The organism is Paenirhodobacter sp., from assembly GCF_041916475.1.
In the GTDB taxonomy this organism is placed as follows: Bacteria; Pseudomonadota; Alphaproteobacteria; order Rhodobacterales; family Rhodobacteraceae; genus Rhodobacter.
In genome coordinates, this window is the sequence record NZ_JAYRZN010000013.1 from 35,233 (window position 1) to 50,793 (window position 15,561).

The following is a 15,561-nucleotide window of genomic DNA, read 5'->3' on the forward strand; positions in this document are numbered from 1 at the left end:
AATATTATATCTCGACACACTGTAAACTCGAAACATCATTGCCGAGAGGTATCATGAGCTTCCGCGTCCAGCCTGCCGCCCCCGCCCGCCCGAACCGCTGCCAGCTGTTCGGCCCGGGCTCGCGCCCCGCGATCTTTGAAAAGATGGCGCAGTCGGCCGCCGACGTGATCAACCTCGACCTCGAGGATTCGGTCGCCCCCGACGACAAGGCGCAGGCCCGGCGCAACATCATCCAGGCCAGCCACGACATCGACTGGGGCACCAAGTACCTCTCCGTGCGGATCAACGGGCTCGATACGCCCTACTGGTACCGCGATGTGGTCGAGGTGCTGGAAGAGGGCTCCGAGCGGATCGACCAGATCATGATCCCGAAGGTCGGCTGCGCGGCCGATGTCTATGCGGTGGATGCGCTGGTGAGCGCGATCGAGGCCGCCAAGGGCCGCAAGAAGCGCATCAGCCTCGAGGTTATCATCGAGACCGCGGCCGGCATCGCCCATGTCGAGGAGATCGCGGCCTCCTCGCCGCGGCTGCAGGCGATGAGCCTCGGCGCGGCGGATTTCGCGGCCTCCATGGGCATGGCCACCACCGGCATCGGCGGCACCCAGGAAAACTACTACATGATCCGCGATGGGCAGAAATACTGGGCCGATCCGTGGCACTGGGCACAAACGGCGATCGTGGCGGCCTGCCGCACCCATGGCATCCTGCCGGTCGATGGCCCGTTCGGCGACTTTTCGGACGATGACGGCTTCCGCGCGCAGGCGCTGCGCTCGGCCACGCTCGGCATGGTCGGCAAATGGGCGATCCATCCGAAGCAGGTGACGCTCGCGAACGAGGTCTTCACCCCTTCGGAGGCCGCGGTGACCGAAGCGCGCGAAATTCTGGCAGCGATGGAGAAGGCGAAGGCCGCAGGCGCGGGCGCCGCAGTGTATAAAGGCCGTCTCGTCGATTTGGCTTCAATTCGGCAAGCAGAGGTTATTGTCAGACAGTCTGAAATGATTAAAGCTTAGGCGAATCGTGAACGGCGATTCACGAACGAATCGGCTCCCGGAGCGGCAGGAAGGGGAGGTCCTGCCAGCATGAGGGAACCAGAGACGCCCCGGACCCCGGTCCGGGGCGTTTTCCGTTGTGAAAGCCCCGGCCCGGCCCAGCCTGACGGGCGAAGTTAACGGAAATTTAACAGCACCGGCGCGGGGCGCGCCAAAAGTGGGCATCGGGAGAACGCGGGCCGGAGGTGCCTTCGGTTGCAATTCCATGGCCAGATCGGCATATAGACGCCACCGCGTAACGGAGGGATCCGATGACCACCTATCTCGAGTTCGAAAAGCCGCTGGCCGAGATCGAAGGCAAGGCGGAGGAGCTGCGCGCGATGGCGCGCGCGAACGAGCAGATGGACGTGGAGAAGGAAGCGGCCGCCCTCGACAAGAAGGCGGCGCAGATGCTGCGCGACCTGTACAAGGACCTGTCGCCCTGGCGCAAGACGCAGGTGGCGCGGCACCCCGACCGGCCGCATTGCAAGGATTACATCGACGCCATCTTCACCGAATACACGCCGCTGGCCGGGGACCGGAACTTCGCCGACGACCACGCCATCATGGGCGGGCTGGCGCGGTTCAACGACCATCCGGTGGTGGTGATCGGCCACGAGAAGGGCCATGATACGGCGAGCCGGATCGAGCGCAATTTCGGCATGGCGCGCCCCGAGGGCTATCGCAAGGCGATCCGGCTGATGGATATGGCGGACCGGTTCCGGCTGCCGGTGATCACGCTGGTGGATACGCCCGGCGCCTATCCGGGCAAGGGCGCGGAGGAGCGCGGGCAGAGCGAGGCGATCGCACGCTCGACGGAGAAATGCCTGACCATCGGCGTGCCGCTCGTGTCGGTCATTATCGGCGAGGGCGGCTCCGGCGGCGCGGTGGCCTTCGCCACGGCGAACCGGATCGCGATGCTGGAGCATTCGGTCTATTCGGTGATCTCGCCCGAGGGCTGCGCCTCGATCCTGTGGAAGGATGCCGAGAAGATGCGCGAGGCCGCCGAGGCGCTGCGCCTGACCGCGCAGGACCTGAAGAAGCTCGCCGTGATCGACCGGATCATCAAGGAGCCGCTCGGGGGCGCGCAACGCGACCGCGCAGCGACGATCGCCGCGGTAGGATCGGAAATCGCCTTCATGCTCGAAGAGATGAAGGGCAAGAAGCCCTCCGAGCTGATCAAGGACCGGCGCAAGAAGTTCCTGGACATGGGCTCCAAGGGCCTCGCAGCATGACGGCATGGCTCGTCCTGCTGCTGGCAGGGCTGCTGGAGATCGGCTGGGTGATCGGGATGAAATATTCCGAAGGATTCACCCGGTTCTGGCCCTCCGCAGGCACCATCGTGCTGATTTTCCTCAGCGTCTGGCTGCTGGAGCGCGCGGCGCGCGATATTCCCGTCGCCACCGCCTATGCGGTCTGGGGCGGGATCGGTGCGCTTGGCACCGCGGTGATGGCGATGGTGCTGCTTGGTGAGCCGCTTGGCCTGCAGCGGGTTCTGGGCATCGTGCTGATCCTCGGTGGCGTCGTCGCACTCAAGACGGCCTGAGGCCTAGCCGCGAAAGCCCGCTTCGGCCATAAGCCGGTCGGAGGCGGCCTCGATCTCGGTCTCGATCCGGGTCATGAAGCCATGCGGATCCTCTCCCGGCGCGATCGCGGGCAGGAATTCGACCACCGCGAGGCCCGGCTTGCGCAGGATGCCATGGCGGGCCCAGAACACGCCCACATTGGTTGCGGCCGGGATGCAGGGCAGCTTCAGCTCGCGGTAGAGCGCGGCGGCGCCGATCTTGTATTCCTTGCGCGCGCCCGGCGCGACCCGGGTCCCCTGCGGGAAGATGATCAGCTGGCCGCCCGCATAGCGCGGATTGCGCGCCGCGCGCAGCATGGATTTCACCGCCTTGCCGCCCTTGCTGCGATCCACCGGAATGCAGCCGATCAGCCAGGCGTACCAGCCGACGAAGGGGGTCCAGATCAGCTCCTTCTTCATGATGAACTTGCCCCGCGGCAGGGCCGAGTAGATCAGCAGGATGTCGAGGAAGCTCTGATGCTTCGAGGCGATCAGCGCATCGCCCTGCGGCACCGGGCCGCGGATTTCGGTGCGCAGCCCGACGAGGACGCGCAGCGACAGCCGCACCCATTTGCAATAGCTCCGGCAGACCCAGACCGCCGCGCCGCGCCCCCCCAGCAGCGCAACCGGGAACAGCCCGACCGCCATCACCGCCATCACCACATACATCTGCACGATGAAGACGAACGAACGGATGTATTGCACCACGATCACCGGATCCCCCGCAGCATATGGCGCGCGGCCATCCGCGTCGCCCAGAAGGCCACCCCGGCCGCCAGCGGCGGGATGATGAACGGCCAGAGCCAGCCCCAGCCGGTGAAGCCGAGCCCGGTGAGGAAGCCGCCGGCCGCGTTCGCCGCAGGCAGCAACGCCACCGCCAGCATGCCCAGCACCGTGCCGAGCGCAGCCCCGATGGCGCCGCGCAGGGTGAAGCGGCGCTCAAAAGCCCGGGCGATGAAACTGTCGCGCGCGCCGACGAGCCGCAGCGTGCGGATCACCTGCCCGTTCGCGGCCAGCGAGGCCTGCGCCGCCAGCGTGATCATCCCCGCCATCGCCCCGCCGATCAGGAGCAGCGACAGCACCCCGAGGAAGCGCAGCCGCCCCGCCGCTGCCACCAGCGGCCGCCGCCAGCGGGTATGGTCATCGAGCACCGCGCCGGGGGCCTCGGCCGCGAGCCGCATCCGCAGCCCCTCGGCATCCATTCCGGCGGAGGTTTCGGTCAGCTCGACGAGCGTCGGCAGCGGCAGGCTCTCCACCGGCAGGTCGGGGCCGAACCAGGGGTCGAGCAGGGTCTTCATCTCGGCCTCGTCGAGGGCGTGGTAGCTCTCGATCCCGGGCGTGGTTTTCAGCGCGTCCAGCACGGCGCGGGTCTGCGCCTCCATCTGCTCGGCCGGGGCCGAGATCCGGATCGTGGCCGAGCGCGCCAGCGCATCGGACCAGCGATCCGCCAGCCGGCCTGTCGCGAGCGACAGCGCCAGCGCGAACACGGCCAGAAACGCCATAGCCGCGGAGGTGAGCACGGTAAGGTTCGCGGTATGCGACGACGGCGGCACCACCCGGTCCACCGCCGTACCCTCGGCGCGCAGGAACATCATCACGGCGCGGATCACAGGTCTGCCCCCGCCAGATGCAGCCGCCGCCCGGCAATGCGCAGCACCCGCGCCTGCACCTGCTGCTTGGCCTGCCGGATCAGGTTCAGATCATGCGTCGCGATCACGACCGTCTTGCCCATCCGGTTCAGCTCCACCAGCAGCGACAGGAGCCGCAGCGACATTTCCCAATCCAGGTTGCCGGTGGGCTCGTCCGCGAGGATCACTTCGGGCGATGTCATCACCGCCCGCGCCAAGGCCGCCCGCTGCCGCTCCCCGCCCGACAATTGTGGCGGCAGCGCATTGGCCTGCGCCCGCAGGCCCACCCAGCTCAGCAGCTCCTTCAGCTCGCCGATATCGACCCCGCGCCCCGCAACCGTAAGGGGAAGCGCCACATTCTCCACCAGCGACAGATGGTCCAGGAACTGGCAGTCCTGGTGCACGATGCCGATGCGCTGACGGGTGCGGGCGATATCGTCGCGCCCCATCATCCGCACATCCTGGCCGAACAGGCCGATGAAGCCGGCCGCAGGCAGCAGCTCCGCATAGCACAGTTTCAGAAAGGTGGTCTTGCCCGCGCCCGAGGGGCCGGTGAGGAAGTGGAACGAGCCCGGCACCAGCTTCAGCGTCATCTCCGCCAGGAGCTCGCTTCCGCCATAGCCCACCGCCACATTCTGCAGCTCGATCAATGCGCACCCCTCTGACGGCCCGTCCGCGCGGGCACTCAAACCCTTGGATAATGGTTTGGCGCTTGCTACAACATGTGCAGAAGAATTGCCAGAATGCCGATTGACGTCGGAGTGGGAGGGGCATGCGGCTGATCTGTCCGGGATGCGGGGCCCAGTACGAGGTCGACGACGGTGTCATTCCCGACGCCGGGCGCGATGTGCAATGCTCCGCCTGTGGCCATGTCTGGTTCCAGAAGAGCCGCCCGATCCTGCTGTCGGAGGAAAAGGCCGTCACCCTGCCCGAGGATGACTGGGAGCCCGATGGCGCGCCCGATCCCGGCCCGGTGAGCGCCGCCGCGCTGCGGGCCTGGGCCGAGGACAACCGCGCCGAGAACAACCGGGAGGAGATCGGCCCTGCTCCCGCTGCAGGCGCGGTGCCGCGCCGGCCGCTGGACGATTCCCTGCTCGCGATCCTGCGCGAGGAGGCCGAGCGCGAAGCCCAGGCGCGCCGCGCCGAAAGCGGCGCCCTGGAAACGCAGGAAGAGATGATCCTGGAGCCGCAGCGCCCCGAAGTGCTGCGCCCCGCCGTGCGCCTGCAGCCCCCGGGCGGCCCGGCAAGCCGCGGCAAGACAGTCGCCCTGGCGCTGCCGCGGGTGTTTTCCGATGCGGAGCCGCTGGTGGCGGCGGCGCCCGTGATCGTGGCCGAGGCCGTGGCCGAGGCCGAAGACGATGGCCCGGCAGAGGCCGAGGTGGTCTCGCTGCCCGATATCGGCGAGATCAACTCCTCGCTGCGGGCGAGCGCCGACCGCCCGGGCGAACCCGCGACGCTCGACACCCCCCAGGTGCTGGACCGGCACCGGGCGGGCTTCCGGCTGGGCTTCGGCACGGTGATGGCGGCGGCCGCGCTGGCCACGGCCACCTATGGCTTCGCCCCGCAGATCGGCCGGGCGCTGCCGGCGCTCGCGCCCGGGCTGGAGGCCTATGTGCTGCAGGTGAACGCGGGGCGGCTCTGGCTCGATGCGCATGTGAGCGCGCTGATCGCCGAAGTGCAGGCGGTGCTGGGCGACTAGAACCGGTCCAGCAGCCGGCGCAGGTAATCCAGCTCCTCGGCCGAGCGCAGCCGGTCCGCGGAGCGGCGCCGGATCTCGTCGAGCAGGTCGCGGGCCCGGCGATACACATCCTCGCCCTGTAGCATGTTGCGCTCGGAGCCGATCTGCGCGCCCTCGCCCGTGGCGCGCCCGAGCGGGTCGCGCGGCAGCTCGCGCCCGGGCTGGCCGCCCATCGCATCGCCGGTGCGCTGCTCGCCCTCGCCCGGGCTGCGCTCACCGTTCTGGCCGCCTTCCTGCGCCAGCGCATCGCGCAGGTTGCGCATGCCCTCGCGCAGCGCCTCGATCGCATCGGCCTGCTGGTCGAGCGCGGTGCCATTGTCGCCCTGGCGCAGCGCCTGCTCGGCGCCCTCCATGGCGCGGCCCGCCTCGTCGAGCTGCCGCCGCGCGGCCTCGCCCTGTTCGCCACCCATTTGCGGCAGCAGCCCGCGCTGCCGGTCCAGCTCGCGGCGCAGGGCGCCTTGCCGCTCCGCCAGGCCTTGCCCCTCGCCTTGCCCCGGGCCCTGCCCTTGGCCTTGGCCGGATCCGGGCTGCTGCCCCTGCGTGCCCTCGCCCGGCTGCTGGCCATCCCCCGGCTGCTGCTGCATGCCGCGGAAGGCATCGTCGGAAAGCTGTTGCTGGTCGCGCAGCGTCTGGCCCAGATCGCGCATCGCCTGGCTGCCCGGGCCGCCTTCGCCGCCCTGACCCTGGGTCACCTTCAGGTTCTCCATCAGCCGCGCCAGCTGATCCAGCAGCTCCTGCGCCTCGGCCATGCGGCCCTCGTTCATCAGCTTCTGGATCTCGTCCATCATCTGCTGGATCTGATCGCCGGTGATCTGCTGGCCCTGCTGCTGTTGCTGGCCGAACTGCGGACCCTGCTCCTGCTGCTGGCCGCGCTCCGCGAGCATCTGCAGGTAGCGGTCGGTGGCCTCTTTCAGCTCCTGCATCAGCTTGGCGACCTCGTCCTTGGAGGCGCCATTGCGGATTGCCTCCGAAAGCCGCTGCTGCGCCTGCTGCATCGCCTGCAGCGCATCGGACAGGCCGCCATCCTCCAGCAGCAGCGCCAGCTCCCAGAGCTTCTCGGCGATCTCATCACGCGCCTCAGGGCTCAGCTCCGGCTCCTCCAGCCGCAGCGCCGCCTGGCGCAGGGTCTCGGCCATCTGCGGCACCGGAAACAGATCTCCGGGCCGGTTGGTGATCGCGCGCAGCAGCTGCGCCGTGCTGGCCGCATTGGCGCGCGACCAGAGCAGATCGCGCCGCAGCTCGATCAGCGCCGCCGCGCGCGGATCGAAGAACCGCCGCCCCGGCAGCTCCAGGCTCTGCGCGCCGGTGCTGCCCTGCTGGCCGCGGCCATCCTCCACCTCGAGCGTGAGCTTCACCGGCAGGTTTGCCCAAGGGTGCTTCGACGCATCCTCGACGATCTGCTCGGTGAAATCGGCGCGCGAGCCGGAGAAGGGCATCGGCAGGTCGAAGACCAGATCCTCGCGCGGTTCGGGCTCCGCCCGAAGCCCATAGCGGCGCGGCACTGCGGCCAGATCGAGCGTGATCCGGGCATGGCCCGAGACCACGGCATAATCGTCCATCGCATGGAAGGGCTGCGCCATCTTGCCATCGGCGCGGCGCTCCGCCACGCCCAGCAGCATCACCGAGGGCGCCGCATCGGGCAGCACCGTCACCCGGAAGCCGCGCCCGAGCGGGCCGCCGATCTCGATCACACCCGAGCGGACCGCCTCGAAATCGCGCCGCGGCACCGCATCATCGGACGCGGCCTGCGGCGGCGCGGCCGGGCTGGAGACGCTTTCGGTGAACGGCACTTCGGAGCCATAGAAACGGAAGGCGAAGCGGGTGCCTTCGGGCACGGTGATTTCGGCGGTGTCGAGGCTGTTCAGATAGAGGCCCGGCTTGCGGGTATAGCGTGGCGGCTCCGCCCAGCCTTCCCAGCTCGGCCCGAGCGCGGCCTGCGCCGGGCCGGTGGTGCCGGGCACGGGGCCGGGGGATAGCCCCGCGATCGGCGCGCCGAAAATCAGCGCGAGGACCAGCGCCGCAGCCGCCGTCAGCCGCAGGCCGAACGGATCGCGCCGGGCGAGATCGGGCGCGGGCGCCACCGCCCGCGCGCCCTGCGCAAGCCGCATCATCCGGCGCAGGTGCACCTGCCAGAGCGCGGCCGCCGCCGGATCCTCAGCGCCAAGCGCCAGCCCATCGACCAGCGCCGTCAGCGGCCGTCCGGGGAGTGTCGCATCGAGCCGCGCCACGGCGGCCGCCCGGCTCGGCCAGCGGAACCGCCACAGGCCGAACCCGGCCGCGGCGAGCACGGCCAGCCCCGCAACGCTCAGCGCCAGCCATTGCCCGAGCGGATCCAGCACGCGCCAGAGCCCGAAGGCCAGCGCGGCAAAGCACAGCGCGCAAACGGAGAGGAGCGGCCAGAACGCGCGTAGCCCCCGCTCCAGCACCATAGCCGCCCGCGTCAGCGCGATCGGGCGGGCGAAGGCCGCAAGCGGCGAGGGCGGAGGGGCAGAGCGTCGGCGCATCGGTCCTTTCCGGCGCCGGGCGGAATGCCTAGAGCCACTCGGGGATGGTATCGCGCCCGAGCATTTCCTCAAAGCTCGGTCTCGGGCGAATGACAGCGAATTGATCCCCGCTGACCAGCACCTCGGGCACCAGCGGGCGGGAATTGTATTCGGATGCCATCACCGCACCATAGGCCCCGGCCGAGCGAAACGCCACGACATCTTCGGCCGCGAGCGGCGGCAGGGCGCGGGCGCGGGCGAAGGTGTCGCCGGTCTCGCAGACGGGGCCGACCACATCGAGGGGCGCGAGCGGCGTGCCCGGCGCGGGCTCCAGCACCGGCACGATATCGTGCCAGGCGCCATACATGGAGGGGCGCACCAGATCGTTCATCGCCGCATCGACGATGAGGAAATTCCGCCCCTCGCCTTCCTTCAGATAGATCACCGAGGACACCAGGATCCCGGCATTGCCGGAGATCAGGCGGCCGGGCTCGATCTCGATCTCGCAGCCCAGATCGCCCAGCGTCTCGCGGATCACGCCCACATATTCCACCGGCAGCGGCGGCGCCTCGTTCGAGCGGGTATAGGGAATCCCGAGCCCCCCGCCCAGATCGAGCCGGCGGATATCGTGGCCATCGGCGCGCAGCGCCTCGGTCAGGGCGCGGACCTTGCGGAACGCCGCCTCGAAGGGCTCGAGCTGGGTCAGCTGCGAGCCGATATGCACATCGATCCCGATCACCTCGATGCCCGGCAGGGCGGCCGCCATCGCATAGACGTCGCGGGCCTTCGCAATCGGGATGCCGAACTTATTCTCGGATTTGCCGGTGGCGATCTTCTCATGGGTCTGGGCATCGACATCGGGATTGACCCGCAGCGCCACTGGCGCGCGCAGGCCAAGCTCCGCCGCGATCCGCGAAATCGCCAGCAGTTCGGGCTCCGATTCCACGTTGAACTGGCGGATGCCGCCGGTGAGCGCGAGGCGGATTTCCTCCGGGGTCTTGCCCACGCCGGAAAATACGATCCGCTCGCCCGGCACGCCTGCAGCCTTCGCCCGGCGGTATTCGCCACCCGAGACCACATCCATCCCGGCGCCAAGGCTGCCCAGAAGCTTCAGCACGGCGAGGTTCGAATTCGACTTGATCGCGAAGCACACGAGGTGCGGCATCGCGCCCAGGGCTTCGTCGAACAGGCGGAAATGGCGCGTCAGGGTTGCCGCGGAATAGACATAGACCGGCGTGCCGACAGCCGCGACGATCTCGGGGATCGGCACGTCCTCGGCGTGGAGGATGCCGTTGCGATAGAGGAAATGGTCCATGGCGCGCTCCCTGCTGTGCGCCGTTCGCTAGCGCAGAACCGGGAGCCGCGCAATCAGAAGCCGGCGCCGACGTGGATCGGGCCGAGATGGGTGCCCAGGAAACCGCCGCCGTGGTTGTTCACGCCCACGGTGACGGGCCCGACCCCGGAGGCCACCGAAGTGCCCACCTGCCCGCCCGCGCCGCGATAGACACCGACGCTCGGGCTGCGCACCGGCGGCGGGTCGGACGCGCAGCCGGCGAGCGCCGCGATGAGCAGCAGCCAGCGCATCAGAGCCGCGCCGAGACACCCGTCCTGGCTTCGCCCGAGATGGTCACACCGGGCTGCGCCTGTTGCGGCGGCTGCGGCGGGCCATCCACGCCGCAGCCAGCGAGCGCGGCGAGGGTTGCCAGGATCAGGATCTGTCTCACTTCAGGTATTCCTTCCAGCGGGCGATCTGCGCACGCACCTGATCGGGGGCCGTGCCGCCATAGGATTGCCGCGAGGCGACCGAATTATGCACCCCGAGCACGGAAAATATATCATCAGTGATCGCGGAATGCACCGATTGCATCTGCGCGAGCGTCAGTTCCGGCAGATCCACGCCGGTCTTCTCCGCCATCGCCACCAGCGAGCCGGTGACATGATGCGCCTCGCGGAACGGCAGCCCGGCCTTGCGCACCAGCCAGTCGGCCAGATCGGTGGCGGTGGAGAAGCCGCTGGAGGCCGCCGCCTCCAGCTTCGGCTGGTTCACGCTCAGGTCGGAGATCATCCCGGTCATCGCCGCGAGCGCCAGCATCAGCGTGTCGGCGGCATCGAAGACCTGCTCCTTGTCTTCCTGCATGTCCTTGGAATAGGCCAGCGGCAGGCCCTTCATCACGGTGAACAGCGCGACCGTGGCGCCAAGGATCCGCCCGATCTTGGCGCGGATCAGCTCGGCCGCATCCGGGTTGCGCTTCTGCGGCATGATCGACGAGCCGGTGGACCATTTGTCCGACATCGCCACGAAGCGGAACTGCGCCGAGGACCAGATCACCAGCTCTTCGGCCATGCGGCTCAGGTGCACCGCGCAGATCGAGGAGGCCGAGAGGAATTCGAGCGCGAAATCGCGGTCCGATACGGCATCGAGGCTGTTCGCCATCGGCCGGTCGAAGCCGAGCGCCTGCGCGGTGGCAAAGCGGTCGATCGGGAAGCCGGTGCCGGCCAGCGCCGCGGCGCCGAGGGGCGATTCGTTCATCCGCTTGCGCGCATCCCGGAAGCGCGACAGGTCACGGGCGAACATTTCCACATAGGCCATCATGTGGTGGCCGAAGGTCACCGGCTGCGCCGTCTGCAGATGGGTGAAGCCCGGCATCACCCAATCCGCCGTGGCCTCCGCCCGCGCGAGCAGCGCCCGGATCAGCGCCTCCAGCGCCGCGGCGGCGGCATCGCACTGGTCTCGCACCCAGAGCCGGAAATCCGTTGCCACCTGATCGTTGCGCGAGCGCGCGGTATGCAGCCGCCCGGCCGGTTCGCCGATGATCTCCTTCAGCCGCGATTCCACGTTCATGTGGATGTCCTCGAGCGCGGTCGAGAACGGGAAATCGCCCGCCTCGATTTCTGACAAGACCGTGAGCAGGCCTTCCCGGATCGCCTCGGCGTCTTTATCGGTGAGGATGCCTGTCGCCGCGAGCATCGCTGCATGGGCCCGGCTGCCGCGGATATCCTGCGCATAGAGCCGCTTGTCGAACGAGATCGAGGCGTTGATCGCCTCCATGATCGCGTCCGGACCGGCGGCGAAGCGCCCGCCCCACATGGCGTTCGAGGATTTTTCCGTGCTGTCGGTCATCGTTCGGCCCTTTCGGGAGGCATCATGCTGCGTCTGTTCGTCCTTTATACGGCCCTGAGCCTGTGCGCAAACGCTGCCACGGCGGCCGATCTCGCCGCATTGAAGGCGGGCGACATGGCGAAACTGGTGGTCTACGAGGAGCCGCTCGCGGTGCCGGAGCTGCCCTTCACCGATGAGGGCGGGGCCGAGCACAGCCTGAAGGACTTTCGCGGCAAGGCAGTTCTGGTGAATTTCTGGGCGACATGGTGCGCGCCCTGCCGCAAGGAAATGCCCGCGCTCGATGCCCTGCAGGGCGCCATGGGCGGCGCGCGTTTCGCCGTGGTGACCATCGCCACCGGGCGCAATCCGCAGGCGCAGATCCAGCGTTTCTTCGCCGAGGCCGGGGTGACACGCCTGCCCCGCTATCAGGACGAGCGCCAGCAGCTGGCCCGTGCGATGGGGGTCATGGGGCTGCCGGTCTCGGTGCTGATCGACCGCGAGGGCCGCGAGGTCGCGCGGCTGATCGGCGATGCCGACTGGAACGCCCCCGAGGCCCGCAAGGTGATCGCGGCGCTGATGGAATAGGGGCGCGGCGGGGCGACCAAAGTCGTTGCGCACGGCCGATAGTATCTGCCGGGCTATGTGGCTCCCCCGCAGGAAACCAGACAGCGGCCGCCGCAGTCGGTCTCTCCCGTGCCCCGATGGTTGGCCAGGCAAGGGGCGGTGCGCGTGGGCCTGACCGAGCGGTTATGCCACCTGGCGGCGCATCCGGCATTCCCCGCGCGGCGGACCCGCGCGCCGCTCCGAAAGATCAAAAGGCACTTCGAGGCACCAGTGCGCGCGCGGGAAACTCCCGGAGACGCAAAATGAGATCACCTGGCCCGGGCCGCAAAGAACCGCCCCCCCGATGCCGACCTCAGATCTGCGCATCTGGAGCGACTTCCCGCCTTAGGTTCTAACGGCATGAAAAGCCATGTTTCGAGGTCTCGTAGCCGTCCTTTGGTCCGTCCCCGGGATCTCTCCCATCGCCTCGCTGACCACCTCGGCATACCGGATGATCGCTTCCAGCCGTGTGCGGATTTCAGAATGGAAGGCGTCCAGTTGGTCGATCGTCGCGGACAGCCCCTCGCTCTCGTGCAGGCGGCTGCATTCGACCCGCCCCAGCACTCGGATCGTGTCGAGCCCCAGCATATGACGACGGATATCGGCGCTGGCGCGGCCAAAGCGGGCGGCAAATTCCTCGGCGCCGGCCATCGCGCTGCGCGATTCGCGGCCGATTCTGTCCGCAGTGGCGATCATCATCGTGCATTCCTCCTGCCACCGCTGATCCAGAGCCGGCGATTCGGCCTCTTGCCCGGCGACAGGGGTGAAATTCGTCGAACGCACATCGAGCAGCAGGCGCCGGGCCGCCATCTGGATCAGCATCCGCATGATCTGAGCCCGCAGTTGCTCGCAGAGGCTGTCGGGCGCACTGATGAAGCTCGCGAGCCGCTGCGAAATCGCCGCCGAAGAGGCTTTGTAATTCTCGGCGATGGCAGAAATCGGCCCCCCGGCGGGCTCCAGCCGCGATGCGACGATGCGCATATTGTTCGGGATCAGCTGCAGCGCATTGAAGCTGCGCATCAGTTCGATTTTTTCCTTCAGTGCATTGTCGAGCGCATCGCTGACCCGGTGCATGACATGAGCGCGTTGGTTGCGCGGCTTGCCCAACGCATCCGCGCGCGCGGGAAGCTCCTGACCGATGGCGTGAACGGAATAGCCCCCGTAGGCGGCGAACCCGCGCTGCAGCACCTGCAACTGGCTCGCACGGCTGCCCGTATCCGCATTCAGTTTGGCATAAAGCTCCGGAACGCCCGAAAATGTCTCTGCCAATGCGGGAATGCGCAGCTGTAGCAGCCCATCCTCGGTGGGAAGGTGGAACACCACCATCCAGACGTCGCGCCCCTCGGCCATGCGAATTTTCTGATAGGCAACGGCGGGTTCGCCCGCAGCGAGCGCCTCCGTGATCACGTCGGTCAGCACCTGCGGCTGGTCGCAGACCTGCATGACGCGCAGCGGCGCACCGATAAGATCCACTGCAGAAATGCCCAGCTGCCTGACGACAGACGGGCTGACCGCGCGCACGATTCCCGCCGCATTCACCCGCGTGTACAGGGGCGCCAACGCCTCCTGACCGACCGCCCGATCGGCGGAAATGTCTTTGCGGATGTTCATCTTCCCTCCGGGCCTCTGCTGCCCGCAGGCTAGGATGCCTTCCTTTCCAGCCGGTTAAGCGACCCCTGTTCACGAATTCTCGAAGTTTGGCCGCCGTTTACGGGTTGTTAGCCCGGTTGCCGGATCCTTGCCGGGCCTGATACGGAGTTTGTCATGTCCAAGAGCGTCTTCCCTCCCAAGGATCCGCTTGACCCCGCCCTGTGCAGCCCGCTCGACTACGCCATCGCGCGGCGCGACAGCGAAGTGCTGTCGATGGTGCAGCGCGCGCTGGACCAACGTCAGGTTCTTCTGGCCTTCCAGCCGATCGTACAGACCAGCAACCCGGAGCGCCCGGCCTTCCATGAGGGCCTGATACGTCTGCTGGACAATTCGGGCCGGATCATCCCCGCGCGCGATTTCATCGACGAGGCCGAGACAAATGAAACCGGGCGCCGAATCGATTGTCTGGCACTCGAACTCGGCCTCAATGCGCTGGCCGAAGATCCGTCTCTGCGCCTGGCAGTCAACATGTCCGCGCGCTCGATCGGCTATCCGCAATGGCAGCGCGTGCTCAACTCGGGCCTTGGCCGTGACACGACCATCTCCGAGCGCTTGATTCTGGAAATCACGGAAAGCTCGGCGATGCAGATGCCCGAGATCGTCATGGCCTTCATGGGAGAGCTTCAGGAACGCGGGGTCAGCTTCGCGCTGGACGATTTCGGCGCGGGCTACACGTCATTCCGCTACCTGCGCGAGTTCTACTTCGACATCCTCAAGATCGACGGCCAGTTCATTCGTGGTATCGCGGACAACCCCGACAATCAGGTCCTGACCGCCGCGCTGATCTCCATCGCGAAACATTTCGAGATGTTCACCGTCGCCGAAGCCGTCGAGAGCGCTGCCGATGCGGCTTATCTGACGGAAATAGGCGTGGACTGCATGCAGGGCTATTATTTCGGTGCCCCGAGCGTCCTGCCGCCCTGGAAGCTGGCCGAGGCATCGACGGTACGCAGCGCCTGACCTGCGGGGACGCGTGTCAGAAGGATTTGCCCAAACCGCCTCGCGGAATGGCCCGCAGCCCGGCACTCCAGACCAAGAAATCGTGCCGCCGCGTTGCCGCCCTCGGGTCTTCCGCAGAGCCTGACACCCTAGGCCGGATCATATTGATCCAGGATCTGACCCCGGCGCATCACACGCAGCCCCGGCGGCCCAAGCGCAGCGGCACGTCAGAGACCTTCGGCTGGCATACTCACCCTCCCACGCCCCCCGACCAAAGTCTGCGGGAACGATACAAATTGCCACCCCGTGGCAAATCCGCTTGACCTACCCCTCCTGTCGGGCATCCTCCTCCCCGATCCCGGTGCCCTGCCTGCCGGGTTTCCTTTGAGGAGAGGACACATGACCAACGTGGTAATCGTCTCGGCTGCGCGCACCGCAGTCGGCAGCTTCAACGGCTCCTTTGCCAATACCCCGGCGCATGAACTGGGCGCAGCGGTGATCGAGGCCGTCGTCGCCCGGGCCGGAATCGAAAAGGCGGATGTCTCCGAAACCATCCTCGGCCAGGTGCTGACCGCGGCCCAGGGCCAGAACCCGGCGCGCCAGGCCCATATCCATGCCGGCCTACCGGTCGAATCGGCCGCCTGGGGCATCAACCAGGTCTGCGGCTCGGGCCTGCGCGCCGTTGCCCTCGGCGCCCAGCATATCGCGCTTGGCGATGCTTCGGTTGTGATCGCCGGCGGTCAGGAAAGCATGTCGCTCTCCGCCCATGCGGCGCATCTGCGCGCGGGCCAGAAGATGGGCGACATGAAGTTCATCGACACCATGATC

15 protein-coding genes and 1 pseudogene are annotated in these 15,561 nt (G+C 67.9%); 7 read left to right on the forward strand and 9 right to left on the reverse strand.

The features are described 5' to 3' along the window. The first annotated feature begins 53 nt into the window (after positions 1 to 53). The 3 genes from ACOMG5_RS07395 (at position 54) to ACOMG5_RS07405 (ending at position 2,574) form a co-directional block, all read left to right on the forward strand. Positions 54 to 1,010 (forward strand): L-malyl-CoA/beta-methylmalyl-CoA lyase, encoded by a 957-nt coding sequence (locus ACOMG5_RS07395; protein WP_420343154.1) that lies wholly within the window; start codon positions 54 to 56, stop codon positions 1,008 to 1,010. A gap of 290 nt (positions 1,011 to 1,300) precedes the next feature. Further along, the gene (locus tag ACOMG5_RS07400) at positions 1,301 to 2,263 is read left to right on the forward strand and encodes an acetyl-CoA carboxylase carboxyltransferase subunit alpha (RefSeq protein ID WP_420343155.1); all 963 of its coding nucleotides are present in this window, start codon (positions 1,301 to 1,303) and stop codon (positions 2,261 to 2,263) included. After that, complete coding sequence (locus ACOMG5_RS07405; protein ID WP_420343156.1) at positions 2,260 to 2,574, forward strand: DMT family transporter; 315 nt, start codon at positions 2,260 to 2,262, stop codon at positions 2,572 to 2,574. The genes ACOMG5_RS07400 and ACOMG5_RS07405 overlap by 4 nt, the downstream gene beginning before the upstream one ends. Before the next feature lie 3 nt (positions 2,575 to 2,577). Here the strand turns inward: ACOMG5_RS07405 and ACOMG5_RS07410 are convergent, their stop codons facing one another. The 3 genes from ACOMG5_RS07410 to ACOMG5_RS07420 are packed head-to-tail and all read right to left on the reverse strand — an operon-like array spanning position 2,578 to position 4,870. After that, the gene (locus tag ACOMG5_RS07410) at positions 2,578 to 3,306 is read right to left on the reverse strand and encodes a lysophospholipid acyltransferase family protein (RefSeq protein WP_420343157.1); all 729 of its coding nucleotides are present in this window, start codon (positions 3,304 to 3,306) and stop codon (positions 2,578 to 2,580) included. Beyond that, positions 3,303 to 4,187: a cell division protein FtsX gene (locus ACOMG5_RS07415; RefSeq protein WP_420343203.1), complete on the reverse strand. Its 885-nt coding sequence runs from the start codon at positions 4,185 to 4,187 to the stop codon at positions 3,303 to 3,305. The genes ACOMG5_RS07410 and ACOMG5_RS07415 overlap by 4 nt, the downstream gene beginning before the upstream one ends. 11 nt (positions 4,188 to 4,198) lie before the next feature. Continuing rightward, entirely contained in the window at positions 4,199 to 4,870 is a 672-nt protein-coding gene (locus tag ACOMG5_RS07420; protein WP_420343158.1) for a cell division ATP-binding protein FtsE, read from the reverse strand. 122 nt (positions 4,871 to 4,992) lie between these two features. Here ACOMG5_RS07420 and ACOMG5_RS07425 point away from each other — a divergent pair, with 122 nt between their 5' ends. After that, positions 4,993 to 5,919 carry a zinc-ribbon domain-containing protein gene (locus ACOMG5_RS07425; protein ID WP_420343159.1) on the forward strand — a complete coding sequence of 309 codons (927 nt, stop codon included), beginning with the start codon at positions 4,993 to 4,995 and terminating at the stop codon, positions 5,917 to 5,919. Here the strand turns inward: ACOMG5_RS07425 and ACOMG5_RS07430 are convergent. The 5 genes from ACOMG5_RS07430 to argH are packed head-to-tail and all read right to left on the reverse strand — an operon-like array spanning position 5,916 to position 11,562. Further along, positions 5,916 to 8,462 (reverse strand): DUF4175 domain-containing protein, encoded by a 2,547-nt coding sequence (locus ACOMG5_RS07430; protein ID WP_420343160.1) that lies wholly within the window; start codon positions 8,460 to 8,462, stop codon positions 5,916 to 5,918. The genes ACOMG5_RS07425 and ACOMG5_RS07430 overlap by 4 nt on opposite strands. 28 nt (positions 8,463 to 8,490) lie before the next feature. Further along, entirely contained in the window at positions 8,491 to 9,756 is a 1,266-nt protein-coding gene (gene lysA / locus ACOMG5_RS07435; protein WP_420343161.1) for a diaminopimelate decarboxylase, read from the reverse strand. A gap of 53 nt (positions 9,757 to 9,809) precedes the next feature. After that, a complete protein-coding gene (locus ACOMG5_RS07440) occupies positions 9,810 to 10,025 on the reverse strand; it encodes a hypothetical protein (protein WP_420343162.1) in 216 nt (71 codons plus the stop codon). Continuing rightward, a complete protein-coding gene (locus tag ACOMG5_RS07445; RefSeq protein ID WP_420343163.1) occupies positions 10,025 to 10,165 on the reverse strand; it encodes a lipoprotein in 141 nt (46 codons plus the stop codon). Before ACOMG5_RS07445 ends, ACOMG5_RS07440 begins: the two co-directional genes overlap by 1 nt. After that, positions 10,162 to 11,562, reverse strand: coding sequence for an argininosuccinate lyase (gene argH / locus ACOMG5_RS07450; RefSeq protein ID WP_420343164.1), 1,401 nt, complete (start codon positions 11,560 to 11,562; stop codon positions 10,162 to 10,164). The genes ACOMG5_RS07445 and argH overlap by 4 nt, the downstream gene beginning before the upstream one ends. A gap of 24 nt (positions 11,563 to 11,586) precedes the next feature. Here argH and ACOMG5_RS07455 point away from each other — a divergent pair, with 24 nt between their 5' ends. Then, positions 11,587 to 12,126 carry a TlpA family protein disulfide reductase gene (locus ACOMG5_RS07455; protein WP_420343165.1) on the forward strand — a complete coding sequence of 180 codons (540 nt, stop codon included), beginning with the start codon at positions 11,587 to 11,589 and terminating at the stop codon, positions 12,124 to 12,126. A gap of 363 nt (positions 12,127 to 12,489) precedes the next feature. Here ACOMG5_RS07455 and ACOMG5_RS07460 read toward each other — a convergent pair whose 3' ends face one another. Then, on the reverse strand, positions 12,490 to 13,755 hold the full coding sequence (locus tag ACOMG5_RS07460; RefSeq protein ID WP_420343166.1) for a hypothetical protein: 1,266 nt from the start codon (positions 13,753 to 13,755) through the stop codon (positions 12,490 to 12,492). A 153-nt stretch (positions 13,756 to 13,908) separates the two neighbouring features. On the opposite strand from ACOMG5_RS07460, the gene ACOMG5_RS07465 reads away from it, so the two are divergent. Both ACOMG5_RS07465 and ACOMG5_RS07470 read left to right on the forward strand, forming a co-directional pair. Further along, positions 13,909 to 14,754 carry an EAL domain-containing protein gene (locus ACOMG5_RS07465; RefSeq protein ID WP_420343167.1) on the forward strand — a complete coding sequence of 282 codons (846 nt, stop codon included), beginning with the start codon at positions 13,909 to 13,911 and terminating at the stop codon, positions 14,752 to 14,754. 378 nt (positions 14,755 to 15,132) lie between these two features. Next, positions 15,133 to 15,561, forward strand: a pseudogene (locus ACOMG5_RS07470) (acetyl-CoA C-acetyltransferase); the annotation flags it as partial.

Coding starts and splice junctions, on each gene's coding strand:
- lysA (WP_420343161.1), bottom strand. CDS start 9,756: ATGGACCATTTCCTCTATCGCAACGGCATCCTCCACGCCGAGGACGTG.
- ACOMG5_RS07425 (WP_420343159.1), top strand. CDS start 4,993: ATGCGGCTGATCTGTCCGGGATGCGGGGCCCAGTACGAGGTCGACGAC.
- ACOMG5_RS07465 (WP_420343167.1), top strand. CDS start 13,909: ATGTCCAAGAGCGTCTTCCCTCCCAAGGATCCGCTTGACCCCGCCCTG.
- argH (WP_420343164.1), bottom strand. CDS start 11,562: ATGACCGACAGCACGGAAAAATCCTCGAACGCCATGTGGGGCGGGCGC.
- ACOMG5_RS07395 (WP_420343154.1), top strand. CDS start 54: ATGAGCTTCCGCGTCCAGCCTGCCGCCCCCGCCCGCCCGAACCGCTGC.
- ACOMG5_RS07460 (WP_420343166.1), bottom strand. CDS start 13,755: ATGAACATCCGCAAAGACATTTCCGCCGATCGGGCGGTCGGTCAGGAG.
- ACOMG5_RS07405 (WP_420343156.1), top strand. CDS start 2,260: ATGACGGCATGGCTCGTCCTGCTGCTGGCAGGGCTGCTGGAGATCGGC.
- ACOMG5_RS07440 (WP_420343162.1), bottom strand. CDS start 10,025: ATGCGCTGGCTGCTGCTCATCGCGGCGCTCGCCGGCTGCGCGTCCGAC.
- ACOMG5_RS07400 (WP_420343155.1), top strand. CDS start 1,301: ATGACCACCTATCTCGAGTTCGAAAAGCCGCTGGCCGAGATCGAAGGC.
- ACOMG5_RS07455 (WP_420343165.1), top strand. CDS start 11,587: ATGCTGCGTCTGTTCGTCCTTTATACGGCCCTGAGCCTGTGCGCAAAC.
- ACOMG5_RS07430 (WP_420343160.1), bottom strand. CDS start 8,462: ATGCGCCGACGCTCTGCCCCTCCGCCCTCGCCGCTTGCGGCCTTCGCC.
- ACOMG5_RS07415 (WP_420343203.1), bottom strand. CDS start 4,187: ATGATGTTCCTGCGCGCCGAGGGTACGGCGGTGGACCGGGTGGTGCCG.